Genomic DNA, 16,074 nt, shown 5'->3' on the forward strand with positions numbered 1-16,074 from the left:
ATGTCCTGTTTCGATGAGAGTTGACTCGATGCTAAAGAAAAACTCGTGCCAGGGAAAGTCCGGTATTACTCCTTCCCCCGCTGGGGGAAGGCAGGGATGGGGGCCCACGGCGCAGGATGTTGCGCTGCACGTATTCAAAGGCCGCAAACCCTCACCCAACCCTCTCCCAGGGGGAGAGGGAGCTTTAGGCTCAGCTCAGCTTCTTGACCAGCACCTGGCTCTTGCGGTCCCAGTTGTATTTGCGCTTGCGGCCTTCTGGCAGCCAGTCCGGGTCCACCTGCACAAAGCCGCGCTTGATGAACCAGTGCATGGTGCGGGTGGTGAGCACGAAGATGCTTTGCAGGCCGGCTGCGCGGGCGCGCTGCTCTATGCGTTTGAGGATTTTCTCGCCGTCGCCCTGGCCCTGGCTTTGCGGCGAGACCGTCAATGCGGCCATTTCAGCGGTTTTGGCTTCAGGATAGGGGTAGAGCGCCGCGCAGGCGAAGATGACACCGTCGTGTTCGATGATGCTGTAGTTGGCGGCGTCGCGCTCGATCTCGGTACGGCTGCGCTTGACCAGCGTGCCATCGTTTTCAAAGGGTTCGATCAGTTGCAGGATGCCGCCCACGTCGTCTTCGGTGGCTTCGCGCAGTTCCTCGAGCTTCTCGTCGATCACCATGGTGCCTATGCCGTCGTGCACGTAGATTTCCAGCAGCAGCGAGCCGTCCACCGCGAAGGGCAGGATATGGCTGCGCTCCACGCCGGCCTTGCAGGCCTTGACGCAGTGCTGCAGGTAAAACGCGGTGTCGGTGGGGCGCTCGCCGTTGGGCAGGGTGGCCAGCAGCTTTTCGGCGGCGGCCAGCGGCAGCTCGGTGTCTATGGGGTTGTCTTCGCTCTCGGGCTGGTCGTGGTGTATGCGGATGCCCGGGATTTCGGTCAGGAAGATCAGCTTGTCGGCCTGCATGGCGATGGCCACCGAGGTGGCGACCTCTTCCATGGTCAGGTTGAAGGCTTCGCCGGTGGGCGAGAAACCGAAGGGCGAGAGCAGCACCATGGCGCCGAAGTCCAGCACCCGGCCTATGGCGGCGGTGTCGACCTTGCGCACCAGTCCGGAGTGCTTGAAGTCCACGCCGTCCAGGATGCCGACCGGCCGCGCGGTGATGAAATTGCCCGAAATTACCCGCACCGTGGAACCGGCCATGGGGGTGTTGGGCAGGCCCTGGCTGAAGGCCGCCTCGATTTCATAACGCAGTTGGCCGGCGGCTTCCTGGGCGCTGTCGAGGGCCACTTCGTCGGTGATGCGCATGCCGTGCGAATATTTGGCCGCATGGCCCTTGGCCTTGAGCTGCTCGTTGACCTGCGGGCGAAAGCCGTGCACCAGCACGATCTTCACGCCCATGCTCTGGATCAGCGCCAGGTCCTGGGCGATGTGCTGCAGCTTGCCGGCGGCGATCGCTTCGCCTGCGAGGCCCACGACAAAGGTTTTGCCGCGGTGCGTGTGGATATAGGGTGCGACCGAGCGGAACCAGGGCACAAAGGTGAAATTGAAGACGGCGGACATGGGCGCGCTTTCGGGTTCTAAAGGGCGGGGCGGGAGCAGCCGGGGCGAGGCGGTCGGAGGCGAAACCCGGCTTCCTGGCGCTGCTTTCCCCGGCAAACGGAAAAGTCCAGTGAGTGTAAGGGAGACAGCCTGCCGTCTGAAGGTACGGGCGGCGAGCGGCGTACCCCCTTTTGGGGCTGGTGAAACCGGGTCCGGCAGGTTAAGGTCAGGGTGTTATGGATAAATATGCGATCGGGTTCTGGGGTTGCTATTTCGGGTCGGCCGGCCTGATGCTGGCCGGGTCCGTATTTGCTTATCTGCGGTCCCTGCGGCGCATTGCCGTCAATGCCGCCGCCTCGGCCCTGGCCTCGACCTTTTTTGTGGTGGCTTTCCTGGGCGGCCTGCCTATCGCCGACACCGCCATCCTGGACCGCTTCCTGGCTCATGTGGCCAGTCTGGTGTCGGTGCTGCTGGCTTACCTGCTGTTTTCGATCCTGGGCATCTTGCGCGGCCCCTCGTCCCAGCGGCGCGCCTTGCTGCTGCTGGCAGGCGTCGCCGGCGGGGTGATTGCGCTGGGCTGGGCGCTCAGCCCGCAGCAGTCCCTGATGCTCAGCCTGGCCGGGGCCGCGCTGATGGGCTTTGCGGCGCTGGTCCTCAGCCTGCGCAGCGCATTGCGCGGCGACCGCCTGGCCTGGGTGGCGGTGGCCGGCGTGGTTTTCATGCTGGTTGCCATCGCCGGCCTGAGCTGGGCGGCGCTGGACCGCGCCCACGTGCCCTGGCAGGCGCATGCCGTCAGCGCGCTGGCGGGTACCGCCTACCTGGCCACCATGGCCTCCGTGCTGTGGATCCGCTACTCCTACCTGATCGAGCTGAACCAGGCCCTGGCCTACGGCCCCAGCTACGACCCCGTCACCCGCATGCGCTCCAACAGTGAAACCAACAACATGCTGAACACGGTGTTCAGGCACTACCGCGACCAGCCGGTGCCTATGGGCGTGATCGTGGTGTCCGTCGCCAACCTCTACGTGCTTGAAAAACTCTACGGGCTGGCGGCCGTCAACCATGCGCTGTTTGTCTGCGCGGGGCGGCTGCGCCGCACCGTGCCGGCGCATGTCGAGATGGGGCGCCTGGGCGAGGACGGGTTTTTGCTGCTGATGCGCAACTGCCACCACAGCGGCGACCTGATCCACCTGGCGCGCCGTGTCCAGGCTGCCCTGGCGCGCAGCGTGACGCTCAACACCGGCGCGGAGGCCGGCACGTCCGTTGCCCAGCAGACACGCTGGGAAGCTGAAGCCGGGATCGGCGTGCTGCGGGTGTCCAAAAGCGACGCGAGAGCCTCCACGGCGGTGGGCCTGGGGCGCGGCATGTCGCGCGCGGCGCTGGGCTACCCGAGCCGCATCGCCTGGTTTGACGAAACCAGCGGCGAAATCGTCGACATGCCGGTGCTGGCGGCCTGAACGGGCCGGCGCGTCAACCCCGCGGGCGCGGCGCCTTCCGGAACAGCCGATAATTGGCGGCTTTGGCCGTCCCGGTCTGCGTCCTTATTTCCTGCTTCTCCCCTTGTCGTCTCCCGCTTTGACCCCCCTGACCATTACCTTTCCCGAATCGCTGCCGGTCTCCGGCAAGCGCGATGAGATCACCGCCGCGATGGCGGCCCACCAGGTTGTCATCGTCTGCGGCGAGACCGGCTCGGGCAAGACCACCCAGCTGCCCAAGATCGCGCTGGCCATGGGGCGCGGCAAGCTCAACTACCCGCCGGGGCAGGGCCGGCTCATAGGCCACACCCAGCCGCGCCGCATCGCCGCCTCCAGTGTGGCCAAGCGCATTGCCGAGGAACTGAAAACCCCGCTGGGCGATGTGGTGGGCTACAAGGTGCGCTTCCAGGACCGGCTCTCGCGCGACGCATCCGTCAAGCTCATGACCGACGGCATCCTGCTGGCCGAGACGCAGACCGACCCGCTGCTCAAGGCTTATGACACCATCATCATCGACGAGGCCCACGAGCGCAGCCTGAACATCGACTTCCTGCTGGGCTACCTGCGCCAGCTGCTGCCGCGCCGGCCCGACCTCAAGGTGGTCATCACCTCGGCGACCATCGATGCGCAGCGTTTTGCGGACTACTTTGCTTCCTCCAAAGGGCCGGCACCCGTGATCATGGTGTCGGGCCGCATGTTTCCGGTCGAGCAGCGCTACCGGCCGTTTGAAGAGTCGCGCGAGCATGACCTGAACGACGCCATCGCCGACGCGGTCGACGAGCTCTGGCTGAGCCCGCACAGCGCGGGCGACATTCTGGTGTTTTTGCCGGGCGAGCGCGAAATCCGCGAGGCGGCCGACCATTTGCGCAAGCACCTGGCGCACCAGCCGCTGACGCGCAACGCCGAGGTGCTGCCGCTGTTCGCGCGCCTGAGCCAGGCCGAGCAGGACCGCATCTTCGACGGCCACAGCGGCCGGCGCATCGTGCTGGCGACCAACGTGGCCGAAACCTCGCTGACCGTGCCCGGCATCCGCTATGTCATCGATGCCGGCACCGCGCGCGTCAAGCGTTACAGTTTCCGCAACAAGGTCGAGCAGCTCATGGTGGAGCCGGTGTCGCAGGCCGCGGCCAACCAGCGTGCCGGCCGTTGCGGCCGCGTGGCCGACGGCATCTGCATACGCCTGTACGACGAGAAGGACTTCCAGGGCCGGCAGCCTTTTACCGACCCGGAAATCCTGCGCAGCTCGCTGGCCTCGGTGATTCTGCGCATGAAGGCGCTGCACCTGGGCAATGTCGAGGAGTTCGCCTTCATCGAGCCGCCGCAGCGCCGCGCGATTGCCGACGGCTACCAGCTGCTGGCCGAACTGGGCGCGGTGGACGAGGACAACGAACTCACCGGCGTCGGCCGTACGCTGGCCAAACTGCCGCTGGATCCGCGCGTGGGCCGTATGATTCTGGAAGCCAAAGATCGCGGCGCGCTGGACGAGGTGCTGGTGATCGCGAGTGCGCTCAGCGTGCAGGACGTGCGCGACCGGCCCATGGACAGACAGGCCCAGGCCGACCAGCAGCACGCCAAGTTCGACGACGAAAAAAGCGAGTTCAGCGGCTACCTGAAGCTCTGGAAATGGCTGGGCGACGCGCGCGGCGGCCACGGGACCGATCACAAGCTCTCGAACCGCCAGTACGAGAACCTGCTGCGCGAGAACTACGTCAACATCCGCCGCGTGCGCGAGTGGCGCGACATCCATTCGCAGCTGCATACGGTGGTGGGCGAACAGAAATGGGTGCTGAACGACAAGCCCGCCAGCTATGAGCAGTTGCACTTGTCCATGCTCTGCGGCCTGCTGGGCAACATCGGCTGCAAGAGCGACGAGGAAGACTGGTACCTGGGTGCGCGCGGCATCAAGTTCTACCGCCACCCCGGCGCGCGCCTGAGCAAAAAGCCGGGCCGCTGGATCGTGGTGGCCGAACTGGTGGAAACCACGCGCCTGTTCGGCCGTGGCATCGCCAATATCGACCCGGCCTGGATAGAGCAGGTGGCCGGCCATTTGCTCAGCAAGCAGCTGCTGGACCCGCACTGGGAGAAAAAAGCCGCGCAGGTGACGGCGCTTGAGCGTGCCACTCTCTACGGTCTGGTGGTCTACAACGGCCGGCGCGTGAATTTCGGCCGTGTCGATCCGGTGACGGCGCGCGAGATTTTCATCCGCGAGGCGCTGGTCGCCGGCAACTGGGACACCAAGCTGCCTTTCCTGGCCGCCAACCTGAAGCTGATCCAGCAGGTGCAGGACCTGGAGCACAAGGCCAGGCGGCAGGACGTGCTGGTCGATGAAGAACTGATCTACGCCTTCTACGACCAGCAACTGCCGGCCGAGGTGCACAGCGGCGCGAGTTGCGAGCACTGGTACAAGGCGGAGTCCAAAAAGCAGCCCAAGCTTTTGTTGCTGACCCGCGAGGAGTTGATGCGCCACGAGGCGGCCGGCATCACCACGCAGTCTTTCCCCAAAACCCTGCGCATGGGTGGTGTGGACTGTGTGGTGACCTACCTGCACGAGCCCGGCGATGCGCGCGACGGCTTGACCGTCGACGTGCCGCTGTTCGCGCTCAACCAGGTCAACGAAGAGCGCTGCGAGTGGCTGGTGCCCGGCATGCTCAAGGACAAGGTCCAGGCGCTGATCAAGACCCTGCACCAGCGCCCGCGCTCACGCCTGGTGCCGCTGCCCGACACCGCCGCCCGCATGACGGAGCAACTGCTGCAACCCGAAGTGTTCGGCAGCGGCTCGCTGACGGATGCGGTGCTCAAGCTGGTGCGCGACGCGACCTCGCTGGACGTCAAGCGCAACGACATGAAGCTGGACATGTTGCCGCCGCACCTGTTCATGAATTTTCGCGTGGTCGACGAGCACGGCCGGCAACTGGGCGCGGGCCGCAACCTGGGCGCGCTCAAGGGCGAGCTGGGTTCGCAGGCGCGCGGTGCCTTCCAGGCGTTGGCCGGGCTGAAGAACCTCGCGAAAGCGCCTGAGCCGGTTGCCGGCCCGGACACAAGCCGGCCGGCTACACAGGCCGGACGTACACAAACCGCTCCGGAAAAAACCACGGTCAAGGTCGCGGAGCGTTACACGGGCTGGAGTTTTGGCGAACTGCCGGAACTCATGGAAATCCGCAAGGGTTCCCAGACGCTGATCGGTTTCCCGGCACTGATCGATTTGGGCGATGCGGTCACCATCGAGGTGTTCGATGAACCCGATGCGGCGGCCGCCAAGCACCGCGCAGGTTTGCGCCGGCTGTTCGCGCTGCAGATCAAGGACGCGCTGAAGTACCTTGAGAAAAACCTGCCCGAGCTGCAAAAGATGGCCACGGCCTACATGCTGGTGGGCCGCGCTGCCGACAACTCCGGCGGCGGCACGCTGGAAGAGCTGCGCGAGCAGATCATCGAGGTCGCACTGGACCGCGCCTTTCTGCTCGATCCACTGCCCACGAACGAAGGCGAGTTCAAGAAACGCATTGACGACGGGCGCGGCCGCCTGACCCTGATCGCCAGCGAAGTGGCGCGGCTGGCGGCGGGCATTCTCACCGAATTCGCCGTGGCCCAGCGCAAGATCAAGGACAGCAAAAACGCCGCTGAAGCCGCTGCGGACGCCGCCCAGCAGCTGCAGCGCCTGGTGCCCAAGCGTTTCCTGACGGCCACGCCTTACACGCAATTGCAGCATTTCGCGCGCTACCTGAAGGCCATCACCTTGCGGCTGGAGAAATGGCGCGCCGACCCGGCACGCGATACCACGCGCCTGGCCGAACTGCGGCCGCAGGAGCAGCGCTACTGGCGCCTGGTGGCCGAACGCAAGGGCGCGGTCGATGCGCGCATGCAGGAGTTCCGCTGGCTGCTGGAAGAACTGCGTGTGAGCTTTTTTGCACAGGAGCTGCGTACGCCTCAGCCGGTCAGTATCAAGAGATTGGAGAAGGCCTGGGCTCAACTCAATAGTTGATCAGCCTTTTTCAGAACGCACAAAAAAATGGCCTTGCAATGCAAGGCCATTTTTCCTGGTGAGTCACCAGCGAACGATGCGGACTAAGTACTAGATGCGTCCCATCAGCAGCAGGATAACAAGAATCAGCACCACGAGGCCGATACCGCCGCTGGGCCCGTAGCCCCAGCTGCGACTGTGGCCCCAGGTGGGCAGGGCGCCGACCAGGATAAGGATCAAGACAATCAGCAGGATGAGCGAAATGGACATTTGGAAGCACTCCTAGTTATTGATGTGCATTCATTCTTATCCGGTACCGGGGGCGGACAAGCAGGAGGAGGGCGTGTCCAGCCGTCGGCAAGCACTGACAGCCTGCGCCTACAGGCCTACCGCTGATCTATACGCTGGTTATAGCTTTGCCAGGCGCTGCAACGCGGTGTTCAGGGTCTCGTCTTTTTTGGCGAAACAAAACCGCACTACGCGCTGGTCGAAGCCGTTGCCGTAAAAAGCCGACAAGGGAATGGCCGCGACACCGATCTCGGTGGTCAGCCATTTGCAGAATTCGGCTTCGTCGAGGTCGCTGACTTCAGAGATGTCTACGCACTGGAAGTAGCTGCCTTCGCTGGGCAGCAGTTTGAAACGAGTTTTGGCCAGGCCGTCCCGGAACAGGTCGCGCTTGCGCTGGTAGAAGGCCGGCAGGTCCAGGTAGGGCTGCTCGTCGGCCATGTAGGCGGCCAGGCCGTACTGCACCGGCGTGTTGACGGTGAAGACGTTGAACTGGTGCACCTTGCGGAATTCGGCGGTGAGGGGCGCGGGCGCGGCCACATAGCCGACCTTCCAGCCCGTAACGTGGTAAGTCTTGCCGAAGCTGCTCACGATGAAGGCGCGCGCGGCCAGGCCCGGAAAGCGCGCTGCGCTCTGGTGGATGCGGCTCTGGGCCGCGTCGAACACCATGTGTTCATAAACCTCGTCGCTGATCAGCAGCACCTCGGTGGGCGCCAGCAGGTCCTGCAGCGCGAGCATGTCGGCCTCGCTCCACACCGTGGCGCTGGGGTTGTGCGGCGAATTGACGATGATGGCGCGCGTGCGCGGCGTGATGGCCGCGGCGATCTTGCCGAAGTCGGGGCGGAAGGTGCCGGGCGTCAAAGGCACGCGAACCACCTTGCCGCCGGCCAGTTCGATGTTGGGCACATAGCTGTCGTAGCAGGGCTCCAGCACGATGACTTCGTCGCCGGGATGGACCACGGCCAGGATGACAGTGATGATGGCCTGTGTCGCGCCCGCGGTGATGGTGATCTCGCTGTTGGCGTCGTAGCGATGGCCGTAAAGTTTGGCCACCTTGGCCGAGATGGCCTCGCGCAGCACCGGCACGCCCGTCATGGGTGGGTACTGGTTCAGGCCCTGGGTCATGGCGCCGGTGACGGCGTTGACCAGTTGCGGGTCGCATTCAAAATCAGGAAAGCCCTGGCCCAGGTTGACGGCACCTTTTTCGGCCGCCAGTGTGGACATGACCGTGAAAATCGTGGTGCCGACGGCGGGCAGCTTGGTTTCGAGTTTGGGGGTGCGTTCGAGGGTGGTGGTCATGGCTTCAGGATGCGCTTCGGGGTGGATCAAATCTCGTAGTCGTTGACGCGGCCGGCCATGGCCTTGGTGATCAGGACGCGGTCCAGCTTGTCGCTGAGCAGCTCGGCGAATTTGTAGACGAAATTGCGCAGGTAGGCGCTGCGCTTGAAGGCCACGCGGGCCACGTTGATGCCGAACAGCGGGCCGGCCGGGATGGCGACCAGGTCGCTGTTGGTGCCGTCTTCCTTGATGGCCATTTCGGCCACGATGCCTACACCCAGGCCCAGGCGCACATAGGTTTTGATGACATCGGAATCTATGGCCTCCAGCGCGATGCGCGGCTGCAGGCGCTTGGCGGCGAAGGCCAGGTCTATCTTGGTGCGGCCGGTGAAGGACGGGTGGTAGGTGATCAGCGGCTCTTCGGCCAGGTCTTCCAACGTGATGTTTTCTTTTTTGGCCAGTGGATGGTCCACCGGGATCACCAGCATGTGCTGCCATTCGTAGCAGGGCAAGGTGACGAGGTCGTCGTACTGCGTCAGCGACTCGGTGGCAATGCCGATTTCGGCGACTTCGTCGAGCACCATGCGCGCCACCTGGTCGGGTGAGCCCTGATGCAGGCTGACGTTGACCTTGGGGAAGGCCTCGCGCAGCTTGGCGACCGGCTGCGGCAACACGTAGCGGGCCTGGGTGTGGGTGGTGGCGATGGACAGCGTCCCGCTGTCCTGGGCCGAGAACTGCTCGCCGATGCGGCGCAGGTTGCCGACCTCGCGCATGATGAGTTCTATGCTTTTGAGGACGTGCTCGCCGGGCTCGGTGACACGCTTGAGACGCTTGCCATGCCGCGCGAAGATTTCCACGCCGAGTTCTTCTTCCAGTTCGATGATGGCCTTGGACACGCCAGGCTGCGACGTATGCAGCGCTTTGGCGGTCTCGGTGAGGTTCAGGTTGCGCCGGATGGCCTCCTGGACGAATCGGAATTGGTGAAGGTTCATATGCGAATTCAGGCTAATTATTCACTTTATTATGCCTGTATTGCGCTAAAGCGGCAGGGCCGGCGGGCTTCAGGCCAAGGCGATCGCCGCCATCAAGGCCGTCAGTTCGGGGTGCTCCCCGGCGCTCGGCAGCAGCTCCACGGCGATGCCCGGATGACTGGCCTGAACCTGCCCTACCAGCAGCGGCAAGTCCTCGCGGGCATGCTTGCCCACGCCGAAGAACATCGGAAACACCCGGATGGCACGCACGCCGGCTGCGGCCAGTCCGGCCGCGGCTTCAGGCAACGTGGGCGCGCAAAGCTCGAGGTAGGCGCAGAGCACGGGCGTGCCGGGCGCGCTGGTGCGTATCCGGGCGGCCACGGCCTCGATAGGCGCGCGCCAGAGCGGGTCGCGCGAGCCGTGGGCCAGCAGGATGATGCCGCGCAATGGCGTGGCGGTCGTCGTCATGGGCATGCGCTAGCGCCGCAGCACCAGCCAGCCGAAAGCGCCCAGCGAAACGGCCATGTACAGCAGGCCGGGCGTGGCGGCCGCCAGCCAGGGCATCCAGTTGCGCAGGTTGCCGATGTAGCCGAACACGTTGTTGAGCAGGAAGAAGCTGATGCCTATCATGACCCCGGCAAATACATAACCCGCGATGCCGCCGGAGCGAAAGTGCAGGTAGGCAAAGGGCAGGGCCAGGATGACCATCACCAGGCAGCTCAGCGGGTAGAACACCTTTTTCCAGAATTCGATTTCATAGCGCTGGGCCGTCTGGCCGTTGGCGTCCAGGTGGCGCACATAGTTGAAGAGGTCTATGGTGCCCATGCGCTCGGGTTTGAGCAGCGCCACGGACACCATTTCGGCGCTGATTTCGGTGGGCCAGCGGAAGCTTTCAAGCACCGCGCGGTGGACCTTGGCGCTCTCCTGCGGCCTGGCCGCACTGGTCGCGCCGGGCACGGTGCCGACCTCGAATTCCGCGCGCGTGGCCTGCTGCAGCTGCCAGGCATCGCCGGCGGCAAAGCTCGCCAGCGGCGCCTGGGTGGTCGAGACGATCAGTCCCTTGTTGTTGAACTCGAACACCTGCACGCCCTGCATTTCGTTGTCGGGGGTGAGGGCCTTCACGTTGACCACGTAGGTGTTGTAGGCCTGCTTTTCCTTGAGCCAGGCGCCGGTCTGGCCTATGGTGATCTTGCTCTGGTAGCGCGCCTTGAGCAATTGGGCGGCCCGCTCGCTGGCGGGCGCCACGTAGTCGCCCACCACGAAGCTGAACACCACAAACAACGCGCCCAGGGCCAGCAGCAGCTTCAGTGCGCGCCAGGGGCCCAGGCCGCTGGTCCGCAAAATGGTGTATTCGGAGCTTTGGGCTAGCCGCGCCATGACGAAGATCGTGCCGATCAGCACCGAAATGGGCAGCAGTTCGTAAAGGTGGTTGGGCACCAGCAGGCCCACATACAGCAGCGCATGGCGGATCTGGTAGATCTCGCCGGCATTGATGCCGTTGCTTTTGCCGAGGTACTGGAGCTCGTCAACCAGGTCGAAAAAGAAGAACAAAGCAAGGAAGCCGAGCGCCACCAGGGCGATGGCGGCCAGCACTTCTCCGTAAATCAGGCGGCGTATGGTTTTCATGGCAACTCGCTGTCGGTATTGCGCACGGCCATGGGCGCGCGCCTGAGGGGCCGGGCGGGCCTGAGCACCCAGTTGAACTGCCGCTTGGAAAGCCAGGCCAGGCCCAGCAGCAGCACGCCTCCGTGCAGGGCCAGCAGGAAGTTGCTGAAGCTGATGAGGCCGACAAAAATCCAGCTTTGCCCGAGGTTGACCAGGTTGTTGTAGACCACGAAGGTCAGCAGCACAAAAATCATGTTGCCGCTGCGCCCGCCGCGCGGGTTCACGCTGGCCAGGGCCACGGCCAGCACGACGAAGTTGATGGAGGCCAGCGCCAGCCCGAGGCGCCAGGCCAGCTCACTGAGGTTGCCGCGGCTGGGCGCCTTGACGAGATCGCGGGTGGACAGCAGCTTGGCTTCCGGCGCGTTTTCGCTGAGCGGATTGGCGTCGCCGGTCTTGGTGCCGTACTCCTCGAAGTCGCTGATCTTGAGCGCCGGCTGGCCGATCACGTTTTCCAGGCGCTGCCCGTTTTCCAGCATGAGGAACTGGGCATCGTTCAGGGTCTCGATGCGGCCGGACCGCGCGGTGGTGATGGAGCTTTTGCCTTTTTCGGTGGCGGCGATGAACACGTTGTTGCTGGACCGTGCGCCCGCCAGGTCGCGGTCGATGAAGAACACGCGGTTGCCGCTAGACGACTCCTGGAACTGGCCGGGGGCGATGCGGTCAATGTCGCCGCGCTGTTCGTAGCGGCTTTGCATGTCCTTGGTTTGCTGGTTGGTCCAGGGCCAGACGAACAGCGCCATCAGCGTGATCACCAGCAGCACCGGCCAGGCAAAGCGGAACAGCGGCCGCAAAAAGCCGGCCAGCCCCTGGCCGCTGGTGAACCACACCACCATTTCGCTGTCGCGGTACATGCGCGACAAGGTGCTGACCATGGCGATGAAGAGCGAGAGCGTGAGGATGGTCGGCAGGCGGCCCAGCGCGGAGTAGGCCATGAAGAGCATGACGTCCTGCGGATTGATGAAACCACGCGAGGCCTGGCCCAGTGTGCGGATCAGCACGATGGTCATCACGATGGTGACCAGCACCACCAGCGTGGCGCCGAAACTGCGTGCCAGCTCTTTGCGAATCGAAGATTGGAATAACATTGACTGAATATCTGCTTTTGCTTTGTTTTATTTTTGTTTCACTTCGGTTTACCCACCAGACCCTGAATTATGGACTTTGAACTCAAAACTCTGACCCGCGCCCGTATTTGCAGCGAAAAAACCGACGCACTGATAGTGCTCGTGCCCCAGGACACGGGGGCCGGCAGCGATCCGCTGTCGGCACTGACGGCGCTGGCCATCAAGTCCGGGGACTTCGAAGCCAAGCCGGGCAAGCTGCTGGCCGCCTACCGCGCGCCCGGCATCGCCGCCACGCGCCTGGTGCTGGCCGGGGTGGGGGACGCCAGCCCTAAAAACATCCGCACCGCCGTCGCCGCGGCCCTGGGCGCCGTGAAAAACGGCAACACGCAGCGCGTGGTGCTGTGCCTGGACCTGCTGGACGCGCTGCAGGCCGAGGCCGTGCGCGCCGCCGTGACGGCCTGCGGCGATGCGACCTACGTTTACACCACCACCAAGTCCAAGGCCAGTCCCTCTAGGCTGCAGCGCGTGCTGATCGCCGTGGGCGATGCCGCGAGCGCCAAAGCGGCCAAAGCAGGCCTGGATAAAGGCATGGCCCTGCTCAAGGGCCTGGAGTTCGCCAAGGAATGGGCCAACCGGCCGGCCAACCATGCCACGCCGACCTTGCTGGCCGGCGCCGCCAGGGAACTGGGCAGGTTGCGCAATATCAAGGTCGAAGTACTGGGCCCTAAAGAGGTCGCCAAACTGGGCATGGGCTCCTTTATGGCCGTGGCCCAAGGCACGGCCGAGCCGCTGCGCTTCATCGTGCTGCGCTACGACGGTGCGGCCAAGACCGTGGCGCCTGTGGTGCTGGTCGGCAAAGGCATTACCTTCGACACGGGCGGCATTTCCATCAAGCCTGCCGCCGAGATGGACGAGATGAAGTTCGACATGTGCGGCGCCGCCAGCGTCCTGGGCACCTTCAGGGCCCTGGCCGAACTGCAGCCTGCCCTCAATGTGGTGGGCCTGATCCCCGCCTGCGAAAACATGCCGGGCGGCCGCGCCATCAAGCCGGGCGACGTGGTCACCAGCATGAGCGGGCAGACCATCGAGATCCTGAACACCGATGCCGAGGGACGCCTGGTGCTGTGCGACGCTTTGACTTACGCCGAGCGCTTCAAGCCCAGGGCCGTGGTCGACATCGCCACGCTCACGGGCGCCTGCGTGATCGCGCTGGGCGGCGTGCGCAGCGGGATGTTTTCGACCGACGATGCCCTGGCCGGGGCGCTGGCCCAGGCTGGTGAATCCTCCATGGACCTGTGCTGGAGGATGCCGCTGGATGACGATTACGCCGAAGGCCTGAAGACCAATTTTGCCGACGTCGCCAATGTGGCCGGCCGGGCCGGCGGTGCGATCACCGCGGCCAAGTTCCTGCAGCGCTTTGCGGCCAGCTTCCCCTGGGCGCACCTGGACATCGCCGGCACCGCCTGGAAAGGCGGCGCCGCCAAGGGCGCCACCGGCCGTCCCGTGCCGCTGCTGCTCGATTACCTGCTGGGCCAAGTCACATCAAGCCGGCCCAAAGCAGCCGCTAAACCCAAGGCTTCGGCAAAACCCAAGGCCGCCGCCAGAACACGGGCATGACCGAAATCGCCTTTCATTTCAACGTGCCGGACAAGCTGGCCTACAGCTGCCGGCTGCTGCGCAAGGCCTACCTGAGCGGGGCCAGCGTGGTGGTGACGGGTGAACCGGCGATGCTGGCCGAGCTGGACCAGCTGATGTGGAGCTTTTCGCCCGCCGAGTTTGTTCCGCACTGCCGGGCCGGGGCGGCTGAAAGCACCCTGGCGGTATCGCCTGTGGTGCTGGCTGAGTCACTCCAGGCCTGCCCCCACTATGGCGTGCTGGTCAACCTGGGACAGGGCATCCCGCCCGAGTTCGAGCGCTTTGAACGTTTCATCGAAGTGGTTGCGCAGGGCGACGAAGACCGCCTCGCCGCGCGCAGCCGCTGGAAGCATTACACCGACAGGGGTTATGCGATGAAACGGCATGACCTGGCCACGGCCGGGGAGGGTGCATGAACCGCCCGCCGCCTGCGCCGCCGCGCTTTGTGCCCACGCTGACGGAGGTCGTACGGCCCGTCGCGGCCCCCATGCCGGGCCCGAGCCCGGCCGGTGCAACGGCAGCGCCTCCGGTAGCATCCGCCGTCGCACCCATGGCCGCCCTGGCGGCTTCGCCGGACTTGCAGGAGCAGATGGTGCAGCGCGTGCTGCAGCGGGTGGACCTGATGCTGGACAGGCGTTTGCGCGAGGTGGTGGGCCAGCTCATTCTTGAACACACGCAAAGTCTGGCGCCGCGCCTTCGCGAAGAAATCGAGGGCGTCGTCCGCCAGTCCGTCAGCCAGGCTTTCGCGAATGAACGCACGCCGCCGGCGGCCGGCGGATAGGTCTCGCAGGTGACTGTTTGGATTCGCGAATTTTTCCCTTGCGGCAGCATCGCGGGCGCTGCTGAAACACGCGCTCACATAAGCCGATCTGCTCCCCGGGTAAACCCCCTTATCAGAAATTAACCTAGGGACGTTGCTATGGTGCGGGCCCGGAAATTGCGTTATGTTCGGCCCCGTTGAGTAAAAAAATTCGTTCTCAACCTTTAACGGTAATTTCCTAATCGGAGTGTTTTTATGCAAATGAAATTAAAACTGACAGTAGTGGCTGCCCTTGCTGCGGTGGCGGGTTTTGCTTCTGCCCAAGACGCAGTCGTCAAAATCGGCCATGTGGCACCGCTGTCCGGCTCGCAGGCCCATTACGGCAAAGACAATGAAAACGGCGTGCGCATGGCCATCGAAGACCTGAACGCGCAAAACGTGGTCATCGGCGGCAAGAAGGTCAAGTTTGAAATTGTTGCTGAAGATGACGCTGCTGATCCAAAACAGGGCACCGCAGCCGCACAAAAACTGTGCGACTCCAAAGTCGCCGGCGTGGTCGGCCACCTGAATTCCGGCACGACGATTCCTGCTTCCAAGGTTTACAACGATTGCGGCATTCCCCACGTCACGGGCGCTGCAACCAACCCCAACCTGACCAAGCCAGGCTACAAGACCACCTACCGCATCATCGCCAACGACAACGCCCTGGGCGCCGGCCTGGCTTTCTATGCTGCTGACGCACTGAAGCTGAAGAAGGTCGCCATCATCGACGACCGTACCGCTTACGGCCAAGGCGTTGCTGAAGTGTTCAAGAAGACGGCCCTGGCAAAAGGCATGACCGTCGTTGACGAACAGTTCACGACCGACAAAGCCACCGACTTCATGGCCATCCTGACCGCGGTCAAGGCCAAGGCTCCCGACGCCATCTTCTTCGGCGGCATGGACCCACAAGGCGGCCCGATGCTGCGCCAGATGGAGCAGCTCGGCATGAGCAACGTCAAGTACTTCGGCGGTGACGGCATCTGCACGGCCGAACTGGCCAAGCTGGCAGCCGGCGCCAAGACCATCAGCAATGTGGTCTGCGCTGAAGGCGGCGCTTCCCTGGCAAAAATGCCAGGCGGCGAAGCCTGGATGAAGCGCTACGAAGCCAAGTATCCGAAGCAGTTCCAGGTTTACAGCCCGTACACCTATGACGCGACCTTCGTCCTGGTTGACGCCATGAAGCGCGCCGGTTCCTGGGATCCAAAGGTCTACACCCCTGAGCTGATCAAGACCAACTTCAAGGGCGTAACCACCACCATCGCTTTTGAACCCAACGGCGAACTGAAGAACCCCGCCATCACCCTGTACGTCTACAAGGACGGCAAGAAATCCGCCCTGAACTGATCGTTCACCGCAGATAAAAAAGCCACCGCAAGGTGGCTTTTTTTTGCCCGTCTTTTGCTGAAGCCAGAAAGCGGAAAG

General features: G+C 64.0%; 13 protein-coding genes. 6 read left to right on the forward strand and 7 right to left on the reverse strand.

Features of this window, described 5'->3' with window-relative positions:
- Positions 1-190: 190 nt before the first annotated feature.
- Positions 191-1,540 carry an amino-acid N-acetyltransferase gene (gene argA, locus AC1D0O_RS01110; RefSeq protein WP_436154786.1) on the reverse strand — a complete coding sequence of 450 codons (1,350 nt, stop codon included), beginning with the start codon at positions 1,538-1,540 and terminating at the stop codon, positions 191-193.
- A gap of 215 nt (positions 1,541-1,755) precedes the next feature.
- Here argA and AC1D0O_RS01115 point away from each other — a divergent pair, with 215 nt between their 5' ends.
- Positions 1,756-2,976, forward strand: a complete 1,221-nt coding sequence (locus AC1D0O_RS01115) for a sensor domain-containing diguanylate cyclase (protein WP_477651714.1) — start codon at positions 1,756-1,758, stop codon at positions 2,974-2,976.
- Positions 2,977-3,094: 118 nt separating this feature from the next.
- Positions 3,095-6,973, forward strand: coding sequence for an ATP-dependent RNA helicase HrpA (hrpA, locus tag AC1D0O_RS01120; protein WP_477651715.1), 3,879 nt, complete (start codon positions 3,095-3,097; stop codon positions 6,971-6,973).
- A gap of 90 nt (positions 6,974-7,063) precedes the next feature.
- Here hrpA and AC1D0O_RS01125 read toward each other — a convergent pair whose 3' ends face one another.
- The 6 genes from AC1D0O_RS01125 to lptF form a co-directional block, all read right to left on the reverse strand.
- On the reverse strand, positions 7,064-7,222 hold the full coding sequence (locus tag AC1D0O_RS01125) for a DUF3309 family protein (protein WP_411880438.1): 159 nt from the start codon (positions 7,220-7,222) through the stop codon (positions 7,064-7,066).
- A 138-nt stretch (positions 7,223-7,360) separates the two neighbouring features.
- Positions 7,361-8,536 (reverse strand): pyridoxal phosphate-dependent aminotransferase, encoded by a 1,176-nt coding sequence (locus AC1D0O_RS01130; protein ID WP_477651716.1) that lies wholly within the window; start codon positions 8,534-8,536, stop codon positions 7,361-7,363.
- 26 nt (positions 8,537-8,562) lie between these two features.
- Positions 8,563-9,507, reverse strand: coding sequence for a CysB family HTH-type transcriptional regulator (locus tag AC1D0O_RS01135; RefSeq protein WP_477651717.1), 945 nt, complete (start codon positions 9,505-9,507; stop codon positions 8,563-8,565).
- 69 nt (positions 9,508-9,576) lie between these two features.
- Positions 9,577-9,960, reverse strand: a complete 384-nt coding sequence (locus tag AC1D0O_RS01140; protein WP_477651718.1) for a sirohydrochlorin chelatase — start codon at positions 9,958-9,960, stop codon at positions 9,577-9,579.
- A gap of 3 nt (positions 9,961-9,963) precedes the next feature.
- Positions 9,964-11,112 (reverse strand): LPS export ABC transporter permease LptG, encoded by a 1,149-nt coding sequence (gene lptG, locus AC1D0O_RS01145; protein WP_477651719.1) that lies wholly within the window; start codon positions 11,110-11,112, stop codon positions 9,964-9,966.
- The gene (lptF, locus tag AC1D0O_RS01150) at positions 11,109-12,236 is read right to left on the reverse strand and encodes an LPS export ABC transporter permease LptF (protein WP_477651720.1); all 1,128 of its coding nucleotides are present in this window, start codon (positions 12,234-12,236) and stop codon (positions 11,109-11,111) included. The genes lptG and lptF overlap by 4 nt, the downstream gene beginning before the upstream one ends.
- A 69-nt stretch (positions 12,237-12,305) precedes the next feature.
- Here lptF and AC1D0O_RS01155 point away from each other — a divergent pair, with 69 nt between their 5' ends.
- From AC1D0O_RS01155 to AC1D0O_RS01170, 4 genes are all read left to right on the forward strand, one after another.
- Entirely contained in the window at positions 12,306-13,832 is a 1,527-nt protein-coding gene (locus AC1D0O_RS01155) for a leucyl aminopeptidase (protein ID WP_477651721.1), read from the forward strand.
- Positions 13,829-14,266, forward strand: a complete 438-nt coding sequence (locus AC1D0O_RS01160) for a DNA polymerase III subunit chi (protein ID WP_477651722.1) — start codon at positions 13,829-13,831, stop codon at positions 14,264-14,266. The genes AC1D0O_RS01155 and AC1D0O_RS01160 overlap by 4 nt, the downstream gene beginning before the upstream one ends.
- Complete coding sequence (locus AC1D0O_RS01165; protein ID WP_477651723.1) at positions 14,263-14,631, forward strand: hypothetical protein; 369 nt, start codon at positions 14,263-14,265, stop codon at positions 14,629-14,631. Before AC1D0O_RS01160 ends, AC1D0O_RS01165 begins: the two co-directional genes overlap by 4 nt.
- 234 nt (positions 14,632-14,865) lie before the next feature.
- Positions 14,866-15,996: a branched-chain amino acid ABC transporter substrate-binding protein gene (locus AC1D0O_RS01170; RefSeq protein ID WP_477651724.1), complete on the forward strand. Its 1,131-nt coding sequence runs from the start codon at positions 14,866-14,868 to the stop codon at positions 15,994-15,996.
- Positions 15,997-16,074 lie beyond the last annotated feature (78 nt).

This window comes from Polaromonas sp. P1_F2, assembly GCF_056405735.1.